Origin of the sequence: Leeuwenhoekiella sp. ZYFB001 (assembly GCF_011784865.1) — a bacterium.
In the GTDB taxonomy this organism is placed as follows: domain Bacteria; phylum Bacteroidota; class Bacteroidia; order Flavobacteriales; family Flavobacteriaceae; genus Leeuwenhoekiella; species Leeuwenhoekiella palythoae.
Genome location: NZ_CP050460.1, coordinates 1728466 through 1750769 on the forward strand (window position 1 = coordinate 1728466; position 22304 = coordinate 1750769).

The window sequence follows — 22304 nt, forward strand, 5'->3', positions numbered from 1 at the left end:
GTATCAAAGTTAACGTACAGGCGCTAGAACCATTAATCTTTATCATTATTTTAGCAATAGCTGTAACATATTACTCCGCTTCTGTACAAATACTCCAACTAACAATTTAATATTGGATCCGCAACTTGAAAAACAATTTGTAACACAGCTTGAAGCCAATCAAAATATTGTGCATAAGATCTGCAGGCTTTATACCCACGATCAGGAATCGCATAATGATTTGTTTCAAGAAATAACCATTCAATTATTTAAAGCCTATCCTAAATTTAGAGGAGACTCTAAGTTTACCACCTGGATGTATCGTGTAGCGCTCAATACAGCAATTACGCTATATCGCAAGTCTAAGCGACGGATTAAAACGCAAGACTACGATAACGTGATGTTTAAAATAGCCAGTACCGATTATGACGACACTATTGAAGAACAATTAAAATTAATGTACTCGGCGATCAGGCAACTCAACGATATTGATAAAGCGCTAGTATTTCTTTATCTCGAAGACAAACCCTATAGCGAGATCTCTGAAACTTTAGGTATTTCTGAAGTGAACGCCAGAGTAAAAATGAACCGGGTAAAAGGAAAGTTGAAAGACTTATTAAATGTGTAGAACGATGGATGAATTAGATTTCTTAAAAAAAGACTGGAAGCGCCAAGAGGCAGATCTTCCTAAAGTAAGTGTAGACACTATATATAAAATGATTCATAAACGCTCTTCGTCTTTGATGAAGTGGATTTTATATGTATCTATTTTTGAGTTTGTATTATGGACTATTCTTAACATAACTACGGTAAACGCCGAAACCCTTGAGACACTTAGACAAATACATTTGTATGAATTTGAAATTGTAGGTATTGTATTGCAGTATGCCGTTCTAGGCATCTTTATCTATCTATTTTACAAGAATTATAGAGAAGTACAAACTACAGATAATACAAAGCATTTAATGAGTCGTATTCTCAAAGTGAGACGTACGGTTAACTTTTATGTCGCTTATAACCTGATAATCTTTTTTATTATAGGGATGGTGGTATTCATTGCAATGCTCAATTTTGACCCGAAGTTCAACGATGTAATGATACAAGCCGAAGACGGTACGCAATCTATGCCGTTAGGATTTATAGCCGTATTTATTGTGATGCTGCTCGTTCTAGTCGCATTGCTGTGGGCTTTCTATAAGCTGCTTTACGGTATTTTATTACGCCGATTAAAACGTAATTACAAAGAGCTTAGCAAGCTAGAAATGCGTGACTAGATTGCTTCTCTTCTTTATTCTTAGAATATCAAAGCCTGTCTTGATTGAGACAGGCTTTTTTATGCTCAAACCTTACCTCTACCCTAAACCATCTCCGGGCAGGCTTTTGGGGAACATGGTGATTAGCGAAAACTTTTAAAGATTTAAGAAAATCATAATCTTTTTTATGGAGCTATTAACAAGTGGTACACTTATTTTTGTGACAAACAACCTATTATGCCCAAAGTCTTACTCGTTCTTTTTATTGCTGTTTTGCTGAATGCATTTACTGTAAAAGCACAAGAATACACTTCTGCATCTATAAAGCAAACCATTCAAGATTTTAAGAAGGACCCTCGCGGTCCTTATTTACGTATACGTTGGTTTTGTGAAGACGGCACCATGCGTGAGCCTAAAGATCCGTGTCCGGAAGGCGTAGACGGTATTCAGCACGCAAGCTATAAACCGCTAACCGAAAATCTGGCGGAGCGTAATCATTTATTTTTTGGTGAAATTTTAGCCGCAACTGATAAAAATAAATTTTGGGATGCAGCACAAGAACAAAGCCGACTAAAACAATACCAACTCAACAAATATTTGCAAAGTGTAGATAATGGTTGGATTCTGGAAAAAGCACAATTTTACCGCGGGGCGATACAATCTGAAGATGAAGAAGCTTGGGGAATCGAATTCTACGAATGGTTACTTAAGGATGACGCCCGATTAGAAAAGAATTACTACGTTATTCGTCAATCTTTAAAAGATATTCCGCATTCAGGTGATGACAATATTGCCCAGCGTATGCGAAGCGAATCAAAAGTTATCGCTGAAGAATTCCCAAAATTTATGGACGTTCGCGTGAAAATTCACGGGCAACCTGAAGTAAGTGATCTCGCTCTTGTTCAAAATTTCCGTCAAGAATATAAAGATCAACTCACTCCGGAACTTAAGGAGCAATTTGATGCTTTAGTGGCTACGCTAAATGAATATTATGCACCTGTCAATTTAGAGCGCCTTAAAAATCAAGTTGCGAGCATTAAAGGGGACTTTGATGTAAAACAGCAACTGCTCAAGTTTACCACAGACTTTGATAACAACACTCCGGCTTACGACGTCATTCCTGAGATTAGTGATCTTTTGTGCAACATTAGAACGCAGGTAACGCAAGTGAAAAAGGCCTCAGAGCGTCTAACGCTTTTAGATGTTTCTTTAAAGTTAGAAGAAATGCTTCTGAAAAAAGCCGCAGACTGGGAGCCAGAAGATCTGCGCGACCTCTTAGATAAAAACTATTACCTAAGCTACGCAACCGCCGGTACCGGACTTCTCGAGGTTTGGGAATGGGAAGAAGTGGCTTCAGTTATTGCTCCTATAAATTATACCACAGTTTCTTTAGCCGAATTGAATTCCATTTTAAACACTTCACGCAGCATTGTGCAATGGAGTGCGGCAATGGCTAAAGCCAATTACGATGCTGTAGTTGAAAAATACGCCGAATTTGAACCTCTCGCAACGGGCTTTATTGACGATCGCGTGCGGTCATCTGTGGCGCTTCCTTTAGGAAAAACGGTTAGCGAATTGGGTGATTTTATTTCAAATAAATCAAACTTGGAGAACGATGTGATGCAAATTGATGAGCAAAGCGCTATTCACGGCTTGAATCCTGGTTATGCACTGGGCGAATTGGTTGTCGTATCGGGAAATCCGGATGCGGTTGAAGTTTCTAATAAAAAGATCTACATCTTTAAACGTCCACCTTCAGACCTAAAACCGGTTGCCGGAATTGCTACAGTAGATGAAGGAAATTTAGTTTCTCACGTACAACTTCTCGCGCGTAATCTAGGTATTCCTAATGCTGCTTTAAGCGATAATAACCTTGAAGATCTTCAAGAGTTTAATGGCAAAGAAGTGTTCTACGCAGTTTCAAATAAAGGTACAGTGATCCTAAAACCTGCAGATGAAATGACTTCGGAAGAAAAAGCGCTTTTTTCATCTGAAGAACGTAAGCAGACAAAAATTGCCGTCCCAATCGAAAAAATTCAGTTAGATCAAAAAAGCATCCTCAATATGCGGGATATCGATGCTTCCGCAAGCGGAATTCTTTCAGGACCAAAAGCTGCAAATTTAGGTCAGTTGAAAAAAATGTTCCCAGATCACGTAGTGGAAGGATTAGTGATCCCATTTGGGATTTTTAGAGATCATATGAATCTCCCAATGCCCGGTCAAGGCAAAAGTTACTGGGAATTTCTTACCGAAATGTTTGAAACCGCCGAAGCTAAACGCCAGACAGGAACTCCTGATGCTCAGGTGGTAGATTATCAACTTGCCAAACTTGCTACCTTGAGGGACGCGATCAATGCGATGCAATTGAAACCTGCCTTTATTAGCGAATTGCGTAATTCATTTGCTTCTATTTTTGGTAAACCTATAGGACAGGCCCCGGTGTTTTTACGTAGTGACACCAATATGGAAGACTTAAAAGAGTTCACAGGTGCCGGATTAAACCTGACGCTTTTTAATGTGGTAGAAGAACAAAAGATCTTAGACGGAATTAAAAAAGTATGGGCGTCGCCTTATACCGAGCGTAGTTTTAAATGGCGCCAAGTATATCTTTCTAATCCCGAAAATGTGTTTCCTTCAATACTTGTAATCCCAAGTGTTGATGTTGATTATAGCGGCGTTATGATCACCAAAGGAATCAACGAAGGTACAGACGAGGATCTTACAGTAGCATTTAGCCGAGGTGCCGGTGGAGCTGTTGATGGTCAAGCTGCCGAAACTCGCTTAGTAACCGCTAACACGACTAAACTATTAGCTCCGGCTAGACAGCCGGACTATATTAGACTTCCGGTTTCCGGGGGAACCAAAGGATATTCGACTTCTTTTGAAGCTTCGATCTTGAATGATAAGAATATTCAAAGCTTGAGAGAAGTGGCAGAAGAAATTAGATCAAAAATTCCTGAAGAAACTAACAGTGATCCTAAGGCTGCTTATGATGTAGAATTAGGTTTTCAAAATGATAAATTATGGCTATTTCAGATCAGGCCATTTGTCGAAAATAAAAATGCGCTGAGCAATGGATATCTTGACTCCATTTCGCCTAAAACCAATCCTGACGAATATATTGAGATGGACAGCAAACTTTAAACTTCCGCAGTAATTTCTATAAAAACAACCTATGAAAAAAGTACTAATCTGCATACCGGTCATTCTCCTCACCTTAGCATTTGCAGTACCTGACAGCTTCTACCCTATTGACGGATACGAACGTACAGGCATTGACAGATTGGCCCAACTAGAAAAAATAGTGCGCGACAGTATTGCGTATAATCGTATTCCGGCCGGAGCCTATCTTTCGGTTGAAGATATAAAACTTCGATTGACCGGAAAACAAGACAGCGCGATCGCTTATATGACTGAGGATGCAGAATTTCAGAAAAAAATAGGCGGTTTGTTTTATGGTTTAGACCAGAGCTATTCGATCTCGGTATTAGATATGACTGATAGTACTAATCTTAAATACGCTGCGCGAAATGAAACCCGAGGATATCAACCGGGAAGCGTGGGTAAATTAGCTATTCTCATCGCGATGTTTGACCAACTCGAAAAACTGTGTCCTGATGATTGGGGAGCACGAGTAAACCTACTTAAATATAAACGCGTAAAAGGCGGTCCGTTTGCAGTATATGATCATCACACGATTCCGGTTTATGATATTGAGCAAGATAAATTAACCCGAAGAACCGCGCGCGAAGATGATGTTTTTAGCCTTTATGAATGGATTGACCATATGGTTGCCGTGAGTAATAACGGGGCTGCAAGCGTGGTCTATCGTGAGGCTTTATTGCTGAAAGTTTTTGGAGAAAAATACTTTGACCTTACTGACGAAGAAGCTATGCAATGGTTTAAAGATACAGACCGTGGCGAGGTGACCAGACTTGCTAATGAAGTAGTAAACGAACCTTTACGCGCAATGGGAATCACAGAAGATGAGTGGCGTCTGGGTGGTTTTTTTACTAACGGTGGAGAACGCTATGTAGGCAGAATGGGCGGCAGTATTGGTTCACCTAAAGGATTGATGAAGTTTTTGATCAATCTAGAACAAGGTAAAGCGGTAGATTCCCTTTCTAGTTTAGAAATGAAACGCATTATGTATCAAACAGAACGTCGTATTCGGTATGCATATTCTCACGAATTAGACTCAGCTGCTGTGTATTTCAAAAGCGGAAGTTTTTATAAATGTGATAAAAGTAAAGGTGCTTGCGGCGACTATGCCGGGAATGTTTTTAATTATATGAATTCTGTAATTATTGTAGAACATCCTGATGACGGTCCCAAGTATATTGTATGTCTAATGACTAATGTGCTTAGAAAAAATTCAGCTACAGATCATATGTATCTCGCAAGCCGTATTGATAAAGTTTTACAAGAAGTAAACCAGCCAAAAGCCTCAGCTACGGGGCAATAACATATAAAATTGGTACGCATTAAATCCCGTTCATTTTTTGGACGGGATTTTTTATTTACCAAGTTCATTTAAGTCTAAAAAATTCTCGTCAGATTATTAAAGAATCTTACTAAATTCAAACGGAATTCAGGTTCAGAAAATAACCAACACGCAGTACAAGTCCTATGAAAACTATTCAATATAAAAAAGAGATTCAAGCGCCCGCGACAAAAGTGTACCGTACAATGCTAGGCTTAGATAACATAAAAACTTATGAGAAGTGGACGGCAGCGTTTGACCCCTCCTCCACCTATGAAGGAAGTTGGGATAAAGGTTCAAAAATATACTTCGTGGGCAAAGATAAAGAAGGTAACCGTGGCGGAATGATTTCTGAAATCGTCGAGAATATTGCTAACGAATTTATCTCTATACGCCATTATGGAATTTTAAAAGGAACTCAGGAAATTACTGAAGGTCCAGAAGTAGCATCGTGGGCTGGTAACTTAGAGAATTATAGCTTTAAGGAGCATCAAGGGATCACCACAGTTACCGTAGATAGCGAGGTCCCTGAAGAATATCTTGATAACTTCAATACTACGTGGTCCAAAGCTTTAGACAAGCTTAAAGAACTTTCTGAAGCTTAAATCTTAGGTTGAGATACTTAAATTAAATTTCAGATTTGTGTCAAAAACATTTTTCAACTAAATTTACATCGTACACGATTTAATCGCAAAAGATATAAAATGAAATATACTACCACTCAAAGCGTTTTTAGGATTATCTTAGGTACTTTAATGGCCATTGCCGGCGTTGGGCATCTCACCTTTCAGCGACAAGAATTTCAGGCTCAGGTACCACGCTGGCTACCGGATAGTGCCGCTTTTATGGATTTTGTGGTACTCGCTTCGGGGGTTACAGAAATTCTATTAGGTCTCGCAATGATCTTTTTAACTAAACATCGCATTAAAGTGGGCTTGATCTTAGCGCTCTTTTATGTGCTGATCTTTCCCGGAAACATTTCGCAGTACACCAATGGTATTGATGCTTTTGGTTTAGATACGGATCAAAAAAGGTTAATACGCTTGTTCTTTCAACCGGTGTTGATCTTATGGGCGCTTTGGTCTACCGGAGCACTCACCTATTTGAAAAATCGATTTAAAAAATAAGCAATGAATTTCTACGATTTAGAAGCCAAAACACTTCAGGGAGAAACGATCTCAATGAATTCTTTTAAGGGAAAAACGGTTCTTGTAGTGAACACTGCGAGCAAGTGCGGCCTTACGCCACAATATGAGGGACTTGAGGCACTGTACGAGAAGTATAAAGATAATGGTTTAGAGATTTTAGGCTTTCCCTGTAATCAGTTTGGTAATCAAGAGCCCGGCAGCGCTGATGCTATAGAAGAATTTTGCCAGATGAATTACGGTGTTCATTTCAAAATGTTTGATAAAATTGAAGTTAATGGCAGTAATACGCATCCCGTTTTTAAATACCTAAAGAAGCAGCTTGGCGGAACTTTAGGAAGTCGCATTAAATGGAATTTCACCAAATTTCTCATTGACAAAAACGGACAACCTGTAAAGCGCTTTTCACCCCTGACTAAGCCCGAACATCTGACTAAAGAAATTGAAAAAATTCTGTAAATGAATCAAGAAACTCCTCAATTGCATCTTGAAAACCAATTATGTTTTCCACTTTATGCGGCTTCACGGCTTATGACCAAAATGTATGCACCTTTGCTAAAAGAACTGGATGTAACCTACCCGCAATATTTGGTTTTACTGGTTTTATGGCAAAATGGCGAACAGACCGTGAATGCCATTGGATCCTGCTTACTCTTAGAATCCAACACCCTCACTCCTCTTCTTAAACGCTTAGAACAAAAAGAGTTATTGGTGCGTAGTCGTGCCCAGCACGATGAGCGTGTGGTTTTAGTCAAACTCACACCTAGCGGTCAAGCGCTAAAGGAAAAAGCAGTAAGTATTCCGCAGCAAATTGCAAGTCTTTTTAGCGACGTAGATCTTAAAGAAGAAGATTATACCACCTTTGAGAAAACCTTAGCCCAGCTTGTACTGGTGTTGAAAGAACGCAGCCAGGAAGTTTAAGACCCCAATGAAGTACCAGTTGTCGTATCTAATAAAGCAGGTTGCAACTTTTTAAGCGCCAAGGACGCAAAGGAGCGCACATCACGGTTTTTAGCGGTTATTTTGAGTTCGGCAAGCAACGGCAGGAATGAAGTATCTCCTAAAAATTGAATCAAATAAATCACAGGAAGTCTAAGGTTTCCATCACCTACTTCAATGAGTTTTATAAGGGCCTTATTAAAACTAATATCATCTTCTAAAATCTCTTGATACACATCGACGTCCTCGATAATTGCGAGCTCTAATAAAGGCAATAAACTGTGTTTTAATTTAGGGGAAAGAATGTTATCTAAAAACTCGATGGCATTCGCCCGCGTATCGCGATCAGTACTTACAAAGCCTTTGTAGGCCACATCAAGATCTTTTCGACTGTAGTACACCGCAAGGAGTTGAAAAATTGTTTCAATACGCAAGCTTAGTTGCCGATCTAAAACCTCTAGCAAACCTTCGCGTGCTTGAAGTAATTCGGTTTGATCATCTTCCGGTAAGCGATCATATGCCTTAGCATTAAAATTACTTTTGATCACTTTACGACTACTTACAATATCCCGATACTCAAAGGTATACTGCAATAGAAGCCTAAATACCGTTTTGGGGAAATAATTAAGCTTAGGATTCTTTCCTTTTAATTTATGTAATGATTTTGCTGAAGCACGGCGAATAAGGTTATCGCGACTCTGGAGTAAGCGCAGTAAGACACGCACAGAAGCTTGTGTCTCAAACGTCTGTATCACCGCCGGGATATATTTCTTTGCATTGTTTTTCAATAACTTTTCAGCTTCTCTGGCTAGCAAGATCTCACTAATGCTTTCCCCGTAAGCAATAAGCGCTGCGATGGCATCTTTTCGGTACTGTTTAACCGTCAGAAAATCAATCAACGCATCAATAAATTGCGGAGCTCTCGAAATTCCTGCAGCGATAATGGCGTGGCTTACAATATGCGGATTCCGGTTATTAAAGTTAGCCGAAATAAAAGAATAAAATTGCGGCATCTGCGCGTAACCAATTGACTCTAACAGAAACGAAAGTTCCTCAGGACGGTGATCGCTATCTGGCAATTCTAATTCTGCCAGCCACAATTCGATACGCAATTCAAGATTGTAACGGCTTGCGATCTGTTGGTTATTTCGTGCTTCTTTGGCCAGGCAAAGTAAGGCTGCGTGCGCAATATAATCGCTGCTGTGATTGAGATAGCTATCAAAAATTCGGCTATCATTTAGCGAGGTATGCAAAATGAGATAATTCATCGCCGCGTACACTACTTCGTCATCTTTAAGATGCACCATATCGCGTACGGCTTCTAGCGCAGTGCCCTCAGGATAATGGTAGAGTTGATTAATAGCAGCGATTTTAACCGCATCGTCTTCGTGATTCAGTAGAGGAATGATCTTTTGCTTTAAGATCTTAGCATTACGTTTATTTAGATGGTTGAGATATTCTACAATTTGTAAAGGATTCCCATTGCTTAAAATACGTTTCCCCAGCTCTAAAGGTGACTTGCGCTTGCGTCTCGGAACTCCTTCGGTGACCTCAACAGCTTCTTTAAGACTTTGTCTAAAACTCTTAAAGTAAGAATCTCTAACTCTAAAAATTCCGACAATCCAAACCAAAATCAGAAAAATGATAATTACCGTAACATAGTTAGACGGTAACGACAATCCTTTTATCACAAAAATTAAAAGACAGCCGGCGATTCCTGTAGCGACACTATCAACCACCACATCGATAAATGATTTGGTGCGGTTTTTTATTTCTAAGGAAACCGGCACCATCGCAAGTTCGGTAGCAGCTTTATTGACAGATTGCTTAAAACTTCCGTCAATACCTTTGATGATTATGAGCACCCATAATTCTGGAAATGTCAGGAATAATAAAGAACCTAGTGCAATACCTAACGGAAGGATTAGCAACGAACTATTAACTCCCAACTTTTCTACTACCCGGTTGGTCAAAAACAATTGAATCCCAAGCGAGACCAAATTGAAGGTCGAAAACCAAAAGCCAAAAAACGAGGCCAGTTGATCTGCATCAGGAATGGATCGCGCAGCAAAATCACTAAATTGAAAGTCTACAAGTTTAGCAACAATAACACCTAAACCTATGATCAAGGCCAGATAGGTTAAGTGTCGCGATTTTAATAAAAGCTTATATGCAGAGTCCCCAAGCGATTGGTTACTACTTTCTGAAATTGAAGCTCTGCTGACGTATCCCTTTTTATAGATCAAGGATAGTAACGGAATACAGGAAATAATAAACAATGAGGCGATCAGCAACATATTTCCATTACCAATATACGGCACGAGAATAGTCGTTAAGTAGCCTCCAAAAATCCCTCCTGCAATTGCCCCGGAACCGATGAAACCAAAAAGTCTTTTGGCTTCTCTGGCGTTAAATACCATATTCGCTAACAACCAAAATTGACTTGTGGTGAGCACGGCGAAAATTCCGCTAATAACATAAAAAATATAAAGCGCTATGGCGCCGATAGCGTTTAGCTTATACAATACGGCTAAAAACACAAAAGCCAGTGCAAAGAACACCAGCGATGAAACCATAATACGACGTAAAGAATACCGCCTTACCGCTTGATTATAAAAATATGATGTTACGATTGCCGTTGCAGCTATAAGTAAGTAACCAAACGCAAGATTATCTGCTCCCAGCCCCTTTAGAAAAAGCGCGTTGACAGTAGGTTTTACAATAAGCAAGATCGTGATGATCAAAAAGACGTATAACTGCATGAAAAAAGAGATGGTTATTTCACCATCTCTTATATTAAACGTCTTTTTAAGGAACTTCTTAATCACCTAAGTTGCCAGCGCCTTTTGTAGCACTTGCAAGTAAAGTTCGAGATTTTTGTAGAGCTTTCTCTACAGGAAATACTAAATTTCTTATAATTTGTTCACCGTTAGGATCTTCAATAAGCGCAACCATAATATACTTGCGACCATCTTCTCCCCAAACTAAAATAGAATCTGAATGATATTGTTTCCAAGAACCAGATTTTCTAAATAGACGTGCATTAGGTGCTATACGCTCAAGCGTATTTACAAACTTGTGGTGTAATGAAGGATTCTCCATAATATCAAGCATTGCTTTAGAACGCTCTGGGCTTACCAATTTACCGGTAACTAATTTGTAGTAAAATCTGCAAACTTGTTCTGCAGTTGCGGCATGGCTTAGTCCTTTCATTGGGTCAGGTCTACGTTCTCCGGCAGCCGCATAGCGCTTTCCTACCCAAAGACCACCGCCTTTATTCTGATCGTATAACTTATAACGGTCGCTGGTAAGAACACTTGAGATCTTGTCATATCCCAAACGGTCAATCATACGCGTACTGGCCTGATTATTTGATTTGCTGATCATCAACCACATATCTTTTTTAACTTCTGCGGTTTCTTTAAGTTCTCCTTTTTCGATCGCATCCATCGCTGAAAGTAGGATTGCAATTTTAGGCAAACTCGCAGCATACATCATTTCTTCACCATTAAGACCTGCATATTGAATCGCATTAGGGTCATCAAGACTCACAATACCCACAGCCATCTTTTTCTGGTCTATCAGGCGTTTCATTGTAGGATCTTTAGCGATCTGATTGTATAATTGAGTAGTTAAAACACTGCTGTTAAAATCTTCTAGCGGTGCATCAATACAATCTTTAAATGGAAGTTCTTGTGCAGTTATTTTTGAAGTCATTGCTACTACTAGCAATACAAGGGCGAAACTTAGTTTTCTCATAAACAATTTTTGGGTCTAATTGATTTTGGGGCTTTAACGCAATATTTACATTAATAGTATGCAAAGGTTAAAGAAAAATCAACCTAAAATCAATATTTAACATTCTTTGTTTTAAATAGTTGCAAGCGCTATGCCAAAGAAATGTTAAAACTCAAGAAATTTGTAGGTTTATTTCACTGACTAATAGTCCCATCTACGGGTTTGATTAAGCTGTTCTTCTTTCTCTAATTCTTCCTGCGGAATTACTTTTAAGAAGGAAGGATGCTGCTCTATGGCATACTCAATCATTTCTACAATATCCTCTACGCTATCATTTTCGTAGTCGATATCTAATGGTTTTTTAATTTCCATAGTCTGAAGAATACCGCGTTTTTTAATACGAATTCCCTTTTTATCAAAAGATCTTCTAAAACCATCAATAACGATAGGCACTACTACAGGTTTGTATTGTTTAATGATATGCGCGGTACCTTTTCTAATAGGTTTCCAAGGTTTTGTAGTTCCCTGCGGAAAAGTGATCACCCAGCCGTCGTGCAATGCGATCCCAATATTTTCGGTATCGCTCAAGTTTACAGGTCTGTCAATCTCTTTTCCTTTAGATCGCCAAGTTCTGCTAACTGAAACTGCACCGGCATAAGCCATAATACGCGGTAATAATCCACTGCGCATCGTTTCGCTTGCTGCTACATAATAAATGTTGAGTTTAGGCTGCCACAGATAACCTACATTTTTGATGCTATCTACTCTACCGCTTAAACTCGCATTAAATACGTGAAACATCGCGACAACATCAGCAAAATAGGTTTGATGATTAGAGACAAAAAGTACGTTTGTGTCCGGCAGATCTTTTATAATTTCAGAACCGTCTATCTGTAACGCATTAAAACCACGATAGCGGCGATGTGACATCACACCCGCCACTCGTATAAGCCACTTCTTGATGAAGTCATAATGCCCAAACGGATTGGTTTTAAAAAGTCCCATAGTTTTTTGTACGTAATAAAAGGATAGTTGTGAAATATAAAATTAAAACTTCAAATTATATGCCTAAAGTCGATCTATTTGCTGAAATGCCCATTTGACTTCACTTAGCATCATTGCGGTCGCGCCCCAGACCACGTGCTCTGAAAGATAAAAAGCAGGAACGTCAAGCATCGTCCCGTAAGAGGTATCTATGCGTTGCTTTATAACGCTTTTGTCTGCAAGAAACTCCTCTAGCGGAACTTCTAATATCGCTTCAACTTCTGCATCTTCTTTGGTAAATACCGGAGTTTGCTCTACATAGCCTATAAAAGGTTGTACCCAAAAATTACTAGGTGGAATGTATAATTTAGTGAGCTTCTTCACGACATTTATTTCGCTTTGCGGAAGGCCTACTTCTTCTTCTGTTTCTCTCAAAGCAGTATGTTTAATACTCTCATCAAAGGTTTCGGCTTTACCACCGGGGAAGCCTACTTGGTTACTGTGAACTCCTTTATAGGTTTTTCTTAAAATGAGTACGAGTGTCGTTTCCCCTTTAGTATTAGGATAAAAAACTGCCATCACCCCTGCCCATCGCGGCTTTTTGGCTTCGATATCCATTTCGCTTAATGCACGAATGCGTTCATCGGGCGCCATAAGAAACTGCGCTTCTTGTCCTAATAATTCCAAATTGCTTAATTTTGGAACTTGTTTTAAAAACTCATCAAACTGCATATATGCGTACTTCTCTTTACTTTTTACTTAGCTTAATTCTATTGACGGGAGCCGGATGTGAAGATAAAAAAACAAAAGAAAAAGCCGAGGAAACGCAACAAACTGAGACTGTTTTAGATAGCACTCCAGAGCAAAAAGCTCAAGCCGAAAACGAGCGTCTTAAGAAAAAACCGGGTTCAATTATTGAATCTCAAGCAGAGCTAATCCCCTTTTTGACCGAATACGGAAAAAAGAATAAAGAAACGCGAGCACGTATTTCAACGAAATTTGGTGATATTGACATTCAACTTTACCGAGATACGCCTTTGCATCGTGCCAACTTTGTGCTTCTGGTAAAACAAGGTTATTTTGATGACACTATGATTCATCGCAATGCGCTGGATTTTGTTGTACAAGGGGGAAATAGCGATGGTTATGAAACACCTAAGAAGCGCCAGCGTATAGGAAATTATCTCATTCCCAACGAAGCTAGTGCTAATCACACTCACGTGCGCGGCGCATTTTCGGCAGCAAAATATTTAGAGCAAAACATCAGCGATGCCTCTTCTCCTTTTGAATGGTTTATTGTGGTTCCTGAGCGTGGCGCTCATCATCTTGACGGCGAGCATACGGTTTTTGGCCGCGTGACTCAAGGTATGGATGTGGTTGACGAAATCAATAAACTCAAAACAGATGACAACGAGTGGCCTATTGAAAATGTATATTTAAAAGTAGAATTGCTAGATTAAGCTTTTTAATCTTTGAAAATCCCGGTTTCTAAACCGTCTAAGCTGGTCTGATTTTTTTCGGTCCAGTATTCTTTAATACCGCTTTCTCCTTTTTGTTCTGCCCAAACCTTTAGCGTTTCGCGTTCCCCTTTATAGTCCATAAAAGGAACTCCAAAACCACAGGAAGTTTGTACCAAATCTATTTTTAACTTGAAGATCTGTCGGGAACCTGCAGTTTCTTCAAAATACTTCATATACGCAGCAAACTGATCATCGCGCTCATGGTAAACTTCGGCCTCACCATAAAGTCTCAAAATCAATGGATTTTTTTCAAACGAACAAAACATAATCGTCATCCGCGTATCTTCGAGCAAATGCGCTGCGGTTTCATTTCCGCTTCCGGTAAGATTGAGCCAAAGTACCTCTTGTTCATTCAGAATATAAAAGGTGTTCATGCCTTTAGGTGAAATATTCACACGTCCTTCGGCAGCTGCCGTACCCACAAAAAATATCTTTTGGGCATCTATAAATTCTTGAAGTTGTTGATTGAGATGCGGAAGCTTTTTGCCCATGATTGAAAGTTTTTTTAAAGCTACGAAAGTAATTGCAGTCTGCTACCGCTCTGCCTTGCTATAAATAGAAGGCAGTTGCACTTCATATACCACCGCTAACGTTCTAATGACAACTACCACAAGTCCTGAAACTACTGCATTTACACCAGCAGCAATGCCGTAATGGTGCATTATGACATACAACGTTCCTCCTGCAATACACGCACTCGCATAAATTTCCTTTCTAAAAATCACCGGAATTTCATTACACAGAATATCGCGAATCACTCCTCCAAAACAAGCAGTAATAGTCCCGAGAGCCACACAAATAACCGGGTCCAGGTTGATCAACAATGCAATTTCTACACCGGTGACCGTATATAACGCAATACCAATGGTATCAAATAAAAATAATGATCTGCGCACGTAACGCAATTGCTTTCTAAAAATAATACCTACTATAGTAGTCGCAACGATGATATACACAAAGGTTGAATCTAGCAACCAAGAAACCGGCGATTTGCCAATGAGCAAATCACGTAAAGTGCCACCGCCCACCGAAGTAACCGTCGCAATGATCAAGATCCCAAAAAGATCCATACGCTTTTTTGTTGCCGTGATCACTCCCGAAATCGCAAATGCGATAGTTCCTAAAATATCAATTATACTGGCAATATTTTCCATTACTGCTGGGTGTAATAGTTATAATCTTTAAGCACCCGATCTACGAAGTTAAAAGGTGTTTCTTCTGGAGTGATCTGCATGGTTGCCGCCAATTTCTGACTCAATTTTAGAATAACATTGTGTTTGCTGTGCAGGCGTGCTTCGGTATAAATGGTTTTTACCTTTTGAATATCGGCATCTGTAAACACAGTCACTTGTGGATATTTAGGTACATAATCGTCTGCTATAGTTTCTAAAATTGTATGGCTGATTTTTACCTTTTTACGTTCAGTAATTACGGTTGTTCCGGCAGCGATATCTCCCAGGCGTTGCCCTTTTCCGTTAAGCAAAATGGTAAATACCGCCACTCCCCCACTGGTAAGAGTTATGTCTACCATACGCATCAACCAGCGCACAAAATAACTTCCAAAACCTGGTTTTGAGCCATCTATTTTTACCACACGTAAACCTAAAGCGGCCTTGCCCGGGGTACGACCATCCCAAAAAGCTTCGAGTAATAAAAAGTATAAAAACGAAGGAATCCCAACGATCATAAAGTAAATATTGATCGAACCGTTAGAATTAGAGTCCAGTCCATACGCAGAAAGCAAAAAGATTGAGGCAATCCAGTAAGCACCTAAGATTAAAAGGTCTATCAGGTAGCCCAAAATACGATCACCAATACCTGCAACTTGCTGCTGTATGCTCACATTTTGAGCAGTTTCTATTTGAAAATTATCCATTAACTTAAATGCTATTCCCGACAGTCGAGATTAAAAAATGTCTATTAGAACTTTTGTTTCAGAGCGCTCAAAATGCAAAAAAATAAATTAGGCATTAAATAAGCACACGTAATCTACTATTCTTTTATCTTTGAACGATACCATTCTCATTAAACCCCATTTTGAGGCTGTTTTAATGAGCATCACAACAATTCAATTTATGCGCGAGGCGGCTTTTGTGAAGCAAAATAAGGACAAATGGATAAGATTTGAAAACGTTCTGTCTGGTAATCATACAGATTTATCACCTGACGAATTATCTGCTCTATATCTTGAAGTTACAGATCATCTTAGCTATGCGAAGACCTTTTATCCTCAGAGTAAAACCGCGCAATACTTAAACCATCTGGCCTCGCAATCGCATCAAAAAATCTATAAAACCAAGCAAGAATCCAGCACGCGTTTTATCACTTTTTTCACTCAAGAATTTCCGTTGTTGATGTACAAGTATCAGCGCCAGTTGCTCATTTCTTTCTTAGTGTTTACCCTATTTTGTGTCGTAGGTGCTTATAGCGCTGCGACAGATGGCGCTTACGTGCGTAGTATACTGGGAGATGCTTATGTAAATATGACCTTAGAAAATATTGCTGATAATGACCCGATGCGGGTGTATAAAGAAATGAACGAAGTTGAAATGTTTATGGGCATCACCGTAAATAATATTAAAGTCGCGCTAATGGCTTTTATCTTCGGAATTTTACTCAGTATTGGTTCCCTTTATCTAATGATGCAAAATGGAGTTATGTTGGGTTCTTTTCAATATTTCTTTTATGACAAAGGACTGCTATGGGAATCTGTACGCACGATCTGGATTCACGGTACGATTGAAATTTCGGTGATCATTATCGCCGGCGCAGCGGGTTTGGTTTTAGGAAACGGTATTTTATTCCCGGGAACCTATACCCGCCTAGAATCCTTTAAACGCGGTATGAAAGACGGATTAAAAATCGTGGTGAGTACGATTCCGTTTTTTATTATTGCCGGCTTTCTTGAAGGTTTTGTTACCCGGCATACCGAAATGCCAGACTGGCTAGCCATCTTAATTATTACACTTTCTTTGTTACTAATTTTATTTTACTACGTCGTATACCCCAAAATATATTTCAAAAAACAACTACAACCATTAGATGAAAGAACTGATCACATTTAAAAAACAACGCGAACTAGGCGACATAATTACCGATACATTTAAATTCATTCGGCTGGAGTACAAACCATTGTTTAAAGCACTTTTACGCAATGCAGCGATTCCATTTTTAGTGCTGATAGGTATCTCTGCGTACTACACGAGCGCAACGGCCAACTTTTCATTTTTAGAGGGTGGTACTTTTGGCGCAGCTAATTTATTCCTACCCATTTTAGCTTTATTTATCGCCCTGTTTTTTTATTATGGTGTGCTCTATGGTACCATCTTAAACTATATCAAGCTATATGTTGCCAATCAAGGGGTTGTAGATCAAGATGAGTTAAAACGTTCTGTAAAATCAGAACTGGGTAGCTTAACCGGGCTCACTTTTCTAATTTTCATAATGATCTTCTTTGGGTTTATGCTGTGTTTCTTTCCCGGAGTTTATATTGCGATTCCTCTGTCGTTAGCTTGGGCCATTCTGGTTTTTGAAAATAAAGCTGTGGGAGATTCTATCTCAGACAGTTTTAAACTCATCAAAAATGAATGGTGGATCACCTTTGCCACAATGTTGGTTTTAGGTATTTTACTCTACATCGCTAACATTGTACTTTCACTCCCTGTGATTTTATATAGCTTAACCAAAGGTTTTCTTTCTGCTGAAACAATCTCTCAAGGCGATATGTCAAGTATGTTTGATTGGGTTTATATTACGCTGAGCGTGCTTTCATCGGCGGTGCAATACATTCTTGCCGGTATTTTTACCATCGCGATCGCTTTCATTTATTTCAATCTGAATGAAAAGAAAAATCAAACCGGAACTTTTGAAACTATTGAAAGTATTGGCTCAGACCATTAATGATCACTAAGCTGTTTTACATATTGATTTGCTTGTTTTCGTTTGCAGCATTTGCTCAAAATACAAACGATTCAACAACTGTAGCCCGGCAAGTGCGCTATGATGACAGTGTTGTGGCGCCTAAATATTTTGAGGAGCAAGCACTTGAAGAATACCGTCAGGATGACGCCTTTGACTATGTGGCTTTTGTTCCGCCAGATAATATTTGGACACGCTTTAAAACCTGGCTTAATGACCTCTGGGCTTCTTTTATTCAATGGCTTTTACAGGGAGAAGAAGTTGGCGGTATTCTTGGTTTTCTGATTGAAGCACTGCCTTATTTGATCATTATTTTGGTGGTAGCCTTGCTCGTTTGGTTCATTATGCGCATTGACTTTGGCGGTTCGCCTCTCAAAACAAATGCTTTGAACAAAGTCATTCTTTCAGACGAACAAAAAATAATAGAGACCCAAAACATACAAGAACTTATTGACACTGCGCTGAAAGAAAACAATTATAGACTCGCCGTACGTTTTTATTATTTACTGTTATTACAAAAGTTAGCACAAAAAGATATTATAGATTGGCAAGCTCAAAAAACCAATGCCGATTATGTTTATGAAATCAAGAACGACACCTTGCGTGCAGACTTTACCAAATTAACCCGGATCTACGATTTTATCTGGTATGGAAATTTTAATGTGAGTTCGCACCAGTTTTTAAAAGCCGAAAAAGAATTTAAAAAGACCACTGCAGATTTATGAGCAAACGCTATAAAATAATGGCAGGGGTACTCATCGCTTTTCTTGCGGTTTTGATTCTTGCCGAAGCTTCACAACCCGAACCCATCAACTGGTTTAAGGGATACGGTAAGCAGGATAAAATTCCTTTTGGCACCTATGTTTTTCACGAGCAATTGCCCAGTGTGATTAATGCAAACCGAATTGAAGAAGTCAACATTCCCCCATTCGAGTTTTTACAAGACAGCACCCTACCAGCAGGAAGCACTTATTTTTTCCTAAACGGAAGTGTTTATAATGATGCCACCGAAAGTAATAAACTCTTAGAATGGGTAGGACGAGGCAATACCCTTTTTGTTTCGGCCGGCTCTATTAGCAAAACCATCTTAGACAGCCTTTGGTTAGGCCTGAACTTTTATAGCGAGACCGCCAACCTAAAAAAACGACCACTGGTTAATTTTACCAACCCGCGATTAAAAGCAGAGCGCCCTTTTCGGTTAAATAAAGATGTTGGTACCGTTTACTTTGATGAGATAGACACTCTTAAAACAACTGTTCTTGGCGTGTTTGATTTGATTCGTGATAACGATTCGTCACAAATAAAAAAGCCCAAAGTCAATTTTATTAAAACTCCGTACAAGAACGGAACTGTCTATTTACACACGTTCCCAGAAGGCTTTACCAATGTTTTTATGTTAGACAGTACTAATGCAGAATATACTGCAAAAGCTCTGTCTTACCTCCCAGATGATGGCACGATATACTTAGATCAATATTATAAAAACAGTAAAGAATATGCTGTTTCTCCATTGCGATTGATTTTGACCAATAAATATTTAAAATGGTCGTGGTACTTGCTAATTCTTGTAGCGGTTCTGTGGGTTATTTTTGAAGGAAAGCGTAAACAGCGCAGCATTCTGGTGATTCAGCCTTTACCGAATAAAACATTAGATTATACAAGAACTATTGCCGGAATGTACCTTGACAAAAAAGATAATCGGCAAATCGCGATGCACCAGATCAATCATATCTTAGAGCATATACGCAGCGTTTATTCCTTGTCAACAGAGCGCTTTAGTCAGGATTTTGTTGACAAATTAACCGCTAAAAGCGGCAAACCTCAAACCGAAATCAAATCGCTCGTAGATTATATTATCTTGATCAGACAAAAAGCTGTTGTGAGCGAGGACGAACTTATAAAGCTCAATACGCTTGTAGAAAATTTTAAAAACACCCATTAGTTATGGAAGAATCCTATAAAGACCCTGAAAATCAAAATACACCTCAAGATTCGACGGATGAAGCTTCAGAAAATTTAGCATTTCAGAGCAGAATTCCGCTCGAAGAATTACGAGATAACGTAGCTGCTTTAAAAGCTGAACTTGCAAAAGTGATTGTAGGCCAGCACGAGTTTATAGAGCTGCTGATCGTCGCTTTGCTTTCTGATGGCCACGTTTTGATCGAGGGTGTTCCGGGAATTGCTAAAACGGTTACCGCAAAACTTTTTGCCAAAACATTGAACACCAACTTTAGTCGTATTCAATTTACACCAGATTTAATGCCAAGTGACGTTCTGGGAACTTCGGTTTTAAATATGAAAACCAGTGATTTTGAATTCAAACACGGGCCTATTTTCTCTAACATCATATTAATTGATGAGATCAACCGCGCTCCGGCTAAAACTCAGGCTGCACTCTTTGAAGTGATGGAAGAACGCCAGATCACCATAGATGGGCATCGTTATGAATTAGAAAAACCTTTTATGGTTTTAGCCACACAAAACCCTATTGAACAAGAAGGAACTTACGCCCTTCCCGAAGCACAACTTGACCGTTTCTTATTCAAGATCAAAGTGAATTACCCCGACCTAGAAGATGAAATTCAAATTCTTAAATCACAAAACGAGCGTACCGGCTCACAAGCAGAAGCCATCAATAGTGTACTTTCACCAGAGCAACTTCAAGAATATCGCGAGCAAACCCGTAAAATCCTAGTAGAAGAAAAAATACTTAATTATATCGCGCAGATCACGGTAAAATCGCGCACGCATCCGCATTTATATCTAGGAGGATCGCCTCGTGCTTCCCTATCTATTATGAACGCTGCAAAAGCATTTGCTGCGATTTCCGGGAGAGATTTTGTGACTCCAGAAGATGTAAAACGCTCCGTAACTCCGGTTTTACGACATCGGGTTATTCTCTCTCCAGAACGCGAGATGGAAGGTATGACTCCGGAAACCGTTATCGATATGTTAGTACAATCTGTTGAAGTCCCTCGTTAGTGCGCATCGTTAACTTCATAAAAAATCTTTATCTCGGTAAGCGACTATTTTTTATACTCGCTGTGCTTATCGTACTCTTTCTTTTCTCCTACTGGTGGCATACGCTTTTTAGCATTGCGCTTTTAGGAACGTTTTTTTTAAGTGTCGCATTTCTATTTGATGTCGTACTACTTTTTAAAAACAAGGAAGGAATAAACGCAGCGCGGAAGCTTCCTGAGAAATTTTCAAATAGTGATCTTAATGAAGTCCCCTTAGCAATTCAAAACAAGTATAATTTTGCTATTGGTATTTCGGTGATTGATGAAATTCCTGTTCAGTTTCAAAAACGCGATTTTCTAAAAACCGGAAGCATTCCGTCTCGCGGAAAAACTATAATCAACTATCAATTAAGGCCGGTAGAACGCGGAGTCTATACTTTTGGACGCCTGAATATCTATGTCAATTCCACTTTAAATCTCGCCAGACGCAGGTTTACATTCGGCAAAGATCAAGAGGTCAAAGTGTATCCTTCATTTATTCAGATGAAAAAATATGCCTTTCTGGCGATTGATAATAAACTGACGCAATTTGGTCTCAAAAAAATCAGGCGTATAGGTCATACGATGGAGTTTGAGCAGATCAAAGAATATGTGAGTGGCGATGATGTGCGTACCATAAACTGGAAGGCAACCGCTAAGCGTGGCGAGCTGATGATCAATCAGTTTCAGGACGAAAAATCACAACCTGTCTACTCTATTATAGATGCAAGCCGCGTGATGAAAATGCCGTTCAACGGCCTTACCTTACTCGATTATGCGATAAACAGTTCGCTTGCTTTTAGCAATATAGCTTTAAAAAAGAACGATAAAACCGGGTTGTTAACCTTCAGCAACACCATTCACAATCATCTCGCAGCCAGCAGCAAGAAAACGCATTTAAATACTATTCTTGAAGTCCTTTATTCGATCTCAACAAATTTTCTTGATAGTGATTTTGGTAGATTATATGCTGAAGTAAAGCGAAAAATATCCCACCGCAGTTTATTGCTCTTGTACACTAATTTTGAGCATAGCAGCGCAATGCAACGCCAATTGCCCTATTTAAAAGGACTTTCCAAAAAGCACATTCTGGTGGTTATTTTCTTTGAAAACACAGAACTTGAAGATCTAATCGCTAAAAAAGCTCAGAACACACCAGAGATCTATCATAAAACGATTGCCCAAAAAATGCACTATGAGAAGAAGTTAATGGTTAAGGAACTGGAAAAAAATGGCATTCAAACCGTACTTACCAAGCCCGAAGATTTAACCGTGATTACCATCAATAAATATTTGGAAATAAAAGCACGCGGAATTCTGTAATGCTTCGATAAAACAAACACTAT

At 39.2% G+C, this 22304-nt stretch carries 22 protein-coding genes; 15 read left to right on the forward strand and 7 right to left on the reverse strand.

All coding sequences use genetic code 11. The features are described from left to right. Positions 1-112 precede the first annotated feature (112 nt). From HCN54_RS07580 to HCN54_RS07615, 8 genes are all read left to right on the forward strand, one after another. Complete coding sequence (locus tag HCN54_RS07580) at positions 113-607, forward strand: RNA polymerase sigma factor (protein ID WP_072979180.1); 495 nt, start codon at positions 113-115, stop codon at positions 605-607. 4 nt (positions 608-611) lie between these two features. Next, complete coding sequence (locus HCN54_RS07585) at positions 612-1253, forward strand: hypothetical protein (protein ID WP_072979182.1); 642 nt, start codon at positions 612-614, stop codon at positions 1251-1253. Between the two features lie 216 nt (positions 1254-1469). Beyond that, a complete protein-coding gene (locus tag HCN54_RS07590) occupies positions 1470-4376 on the forward strand; it encodes a PEP/pyruvate-binding domain-containing protein (protein ID WP_167597222.1) in 2907 nt (968 codons plus the stop codon). Positions 4377-4407: 31 nt separating this feature from the next. Next, positions 4408-5697: a serine hydrolase gene (locus HCN54_RS07595; RefSeq protein WP_167597223.1), complete on the forward strand. Its 1290-nt coding sequence runs from the start codon at positions 4408-4410 to the stop codon at positions 5695-5697. A gap of 164 nt (positions 5698-5861) precedes the next feature. Next, on the forward strand, positions 5862-6320 hold the full coding sequence (locus tag HCN54_RS07600) for an SRPBCC domain-containing protein (protein WP_167597224.1): 459 nt from the start codon (positions 5862-5864) through the stop codon (positions 6318-6320). Between the two features lie 99 nt (positions 6321-6419). Then, positions 6420-6842, forward strand: a complete 423-nt coding sequence (locus tag HCN54_RS07605; protein ID WP_167597225.1) for a hypothetical protein — start codon at positions 6420-6422, stop codon at positions 6840-6842. A gap of 3 nt (positions 6843-6845) precedes the next feature. Beyond that, complete coding sequence (locus tag HCN54_RS07610) at positions 6846-7319, forward strand: glutathione peroxidase (protein ID WP_167597226.1); 474 nt, start codon at positions 6846-6848, stop codon at positions 7317-7319. Then, entirely contained in the window at positions 7320-7781 is a 462-nt protein-coding gene (locus HCN54_RS07615; RefSeq protein WP_167597227.1) for a MarR family winged helix-turn-helix transcriptional regulator, read from the forward strand. On the opposite strand, the gene HCN54_RS07620 is transcribed toward HCN54_RS07615, so the two are convergent. From HCN54_RS07620 to HCN54_RS07635, 4 genes are all read right to left on the reverse strand, one after another. Beyond that, complete coding sequence (locus tag HCN54_RS07620; protein ID WP_167597228.1) at positions 7778-10561, reverse strand: NTP/NDP exchange transporter; 2784 nt, start codon at positions 10559-10561, stop codon at positions 7778-7780. The two genes, HCN54_RS07615 and HCN54_RS07620, sit on opposite strands and share 4 nt — an antisense overlap. 58 nt (positions 10562-10619) lie before the next feature. Beyond that, on the reverse strand, positions 10620-11558 hold the full coding sequence (locus tag HCN54_RS07625; RefSeq protein WP_167597229.1) for a serine hydrolase: 939 nt from the start codon (positions 11556-11558) through the stop codon (positions 10620-10622). Between the two features lie 180 nt (positions 11559-11738). After that, a complete protein-coding gene (locus HCN54_RS07630; protein WP_072979203.1) occupies positions 11739-12542 on the reverse strand; it encodes a lysophospholipid acyltransferase family protein in 804 nt (267 codons plus the stop codon). 63 nt (positions 12543-12605) lie between these two features. Continuing rightward, the gene (locus HCN54_RS07635; RefSeq protein WP_167597230.1) at positions 12606-13253 is read right to left on the reverse strand and encodes an NUDIX hydrolase; all 648 of its coding nucleotides are present in this window, start codon (positions 13251-13253) and stop codon (positions 12606-12608) included. Between the two features lie 2 nt (positions 13254-13255). Here HCN54_RS07635 and HCN54_RS07640 point away from each other — a divergent pair, with 2 nt between their 5' ends. Next, positions 13256-13981, forward strand: a complete 726-nt coding sequence (locus HCN54_RS07640) for a peptidylprolyl isomerase (protein ID WP_167597231.1) — start codon at positions 13256-13258, stop codon at positions 13979-13981. A gap of 5 nt (positions 13982-13986) precedes the next feature. On the opposite strand, the gene HCN54_RS07645 is transcribed toward HCN54_RS07640, so the two are convergent. The 3 genes from HCN54_RS07645 to HCN54_RS07655 are packed head-to-tail and all read right to left on the reverse strand — an operon-like array spanning position 13987 to position 15917. Beyond that, positions 13987-14532, reverse strand: a complete 546-nt coding sequence (locus tag HCN54_RS07645; RefSeq protein WP_167597232.1) for a pyridoxamine 5'-phosphate oxidase family protein — start codon at positions 14530-14532, stop codon at positions 13987-13989. Between the two features lie 42 nt (positions 14533-14574). Next, the gene (locus HCN54_RS07650) at positions 14575-15195 is read right to left on the reverse strand and encodes a trimeric intracellular cation channel family protein (protein ID WP_072979211.1); all 621 of its coding nucleotides are present in this window, start codon (positions 15193-15195) and stop codon (positions 14575-14577) included. Then, the gene (locus HCN54_RS07655; protein ID WP_167597233.1) at positions 15195-15917 is read right to left on the reverse strand and encodes an RDD family protein; all 723 of its coding nucleotides are present in this window, start codon (positions 15915-15917) and stop codon (positions 15195-15197) included. Before HCN54_RS07655 ends, HCN54_RS07650 begins: the two co-directional genes overlap by 1 nt. Positions 15918-16116: 199 nt before the next feature. Here HCN54_RS07655 and HCN54_RS07660 point away from each other — a divergent pair, with 199 nt between their 5' ends. Genes HCN54_RS07660 through HCN54_RS07685 form a run of 6 tightly spaced genes read left to right on the forward strand, consistent with a single transcriptional unit; the run spans position 16117 to position 22281 of the window. After that, positions 16117-17106 (forward strand): stage II sporulation protein M, encoded by a 990-nt coding sequence (locus HCN54_RS07660; RefSeq protein ID WP_167598855.1) that lies wholly within the window; start codon positions 16117-16119, stop codon positions 17104-17106. After that, positions 17084-17941, forward strand: a complete 858-nt coding sequence (locus tag HCN54_RS07665; RefSeq protein ID WP_167597234.1) for a hypothetical protein — start codon at positions 17084-17086, stop codon at positions 17939-17941. Before HCN54_RS07660 ends, HCN54_RS07665 begins: the two co-directional genes overlap by 23 nt. Continuing rightward, entirely contained in the window at positions 17941-18684 is a 744-nt protein-coding gene (locus HCN54_RS07670; protein ID WP_167597235.1) for a DUF4129 domain-containing protein, read from the forward strand. Before HCN54_RS07665 ends, HCN54_RS07670 begins: the two co-directional genes overlap by 1 nt. Further along, a complete protein-coding gene (locus HCN54_RS07675; RefSeq protein ID WP_167597236.1) occupies positions 18681-19901 on the forward strand; it encodes a DUF4350 domain-containing protein in 1221 nt (406 codons plus the stop codon). Before HCN54_RS07670 ends, HCN54_RS07675 begins: the two co-directional genes overlap by 4 nt. A gap of 2 nt (positions 19902-19903) precedes the next feature. Further along, on the forward strand, positions 19904-20941 hold the full coding sequence (locus HCN54_RS07680; protein ID WP_167597237.1) for an AAA family ATPase: 1038 nt from the start codon (positions 19904-19906) through the stop codon (positions 20939-20941). After that, complete coding sequence (locus HCN54_RS07685; protein WP_167597238.1) at positions 20941-22281, forward strand: DUF58 domain-containing protein; 1341 nt, start codon at positions 20941-20943, stop codon at positions 22279-22281. The genes HCN54_RS07680 and HCN54_RS07685 overlap by 1 nt, the downstream gene beginning before the upstream one ends. Positions 22282-22304 lie beyond the last annotated feature (23 nt).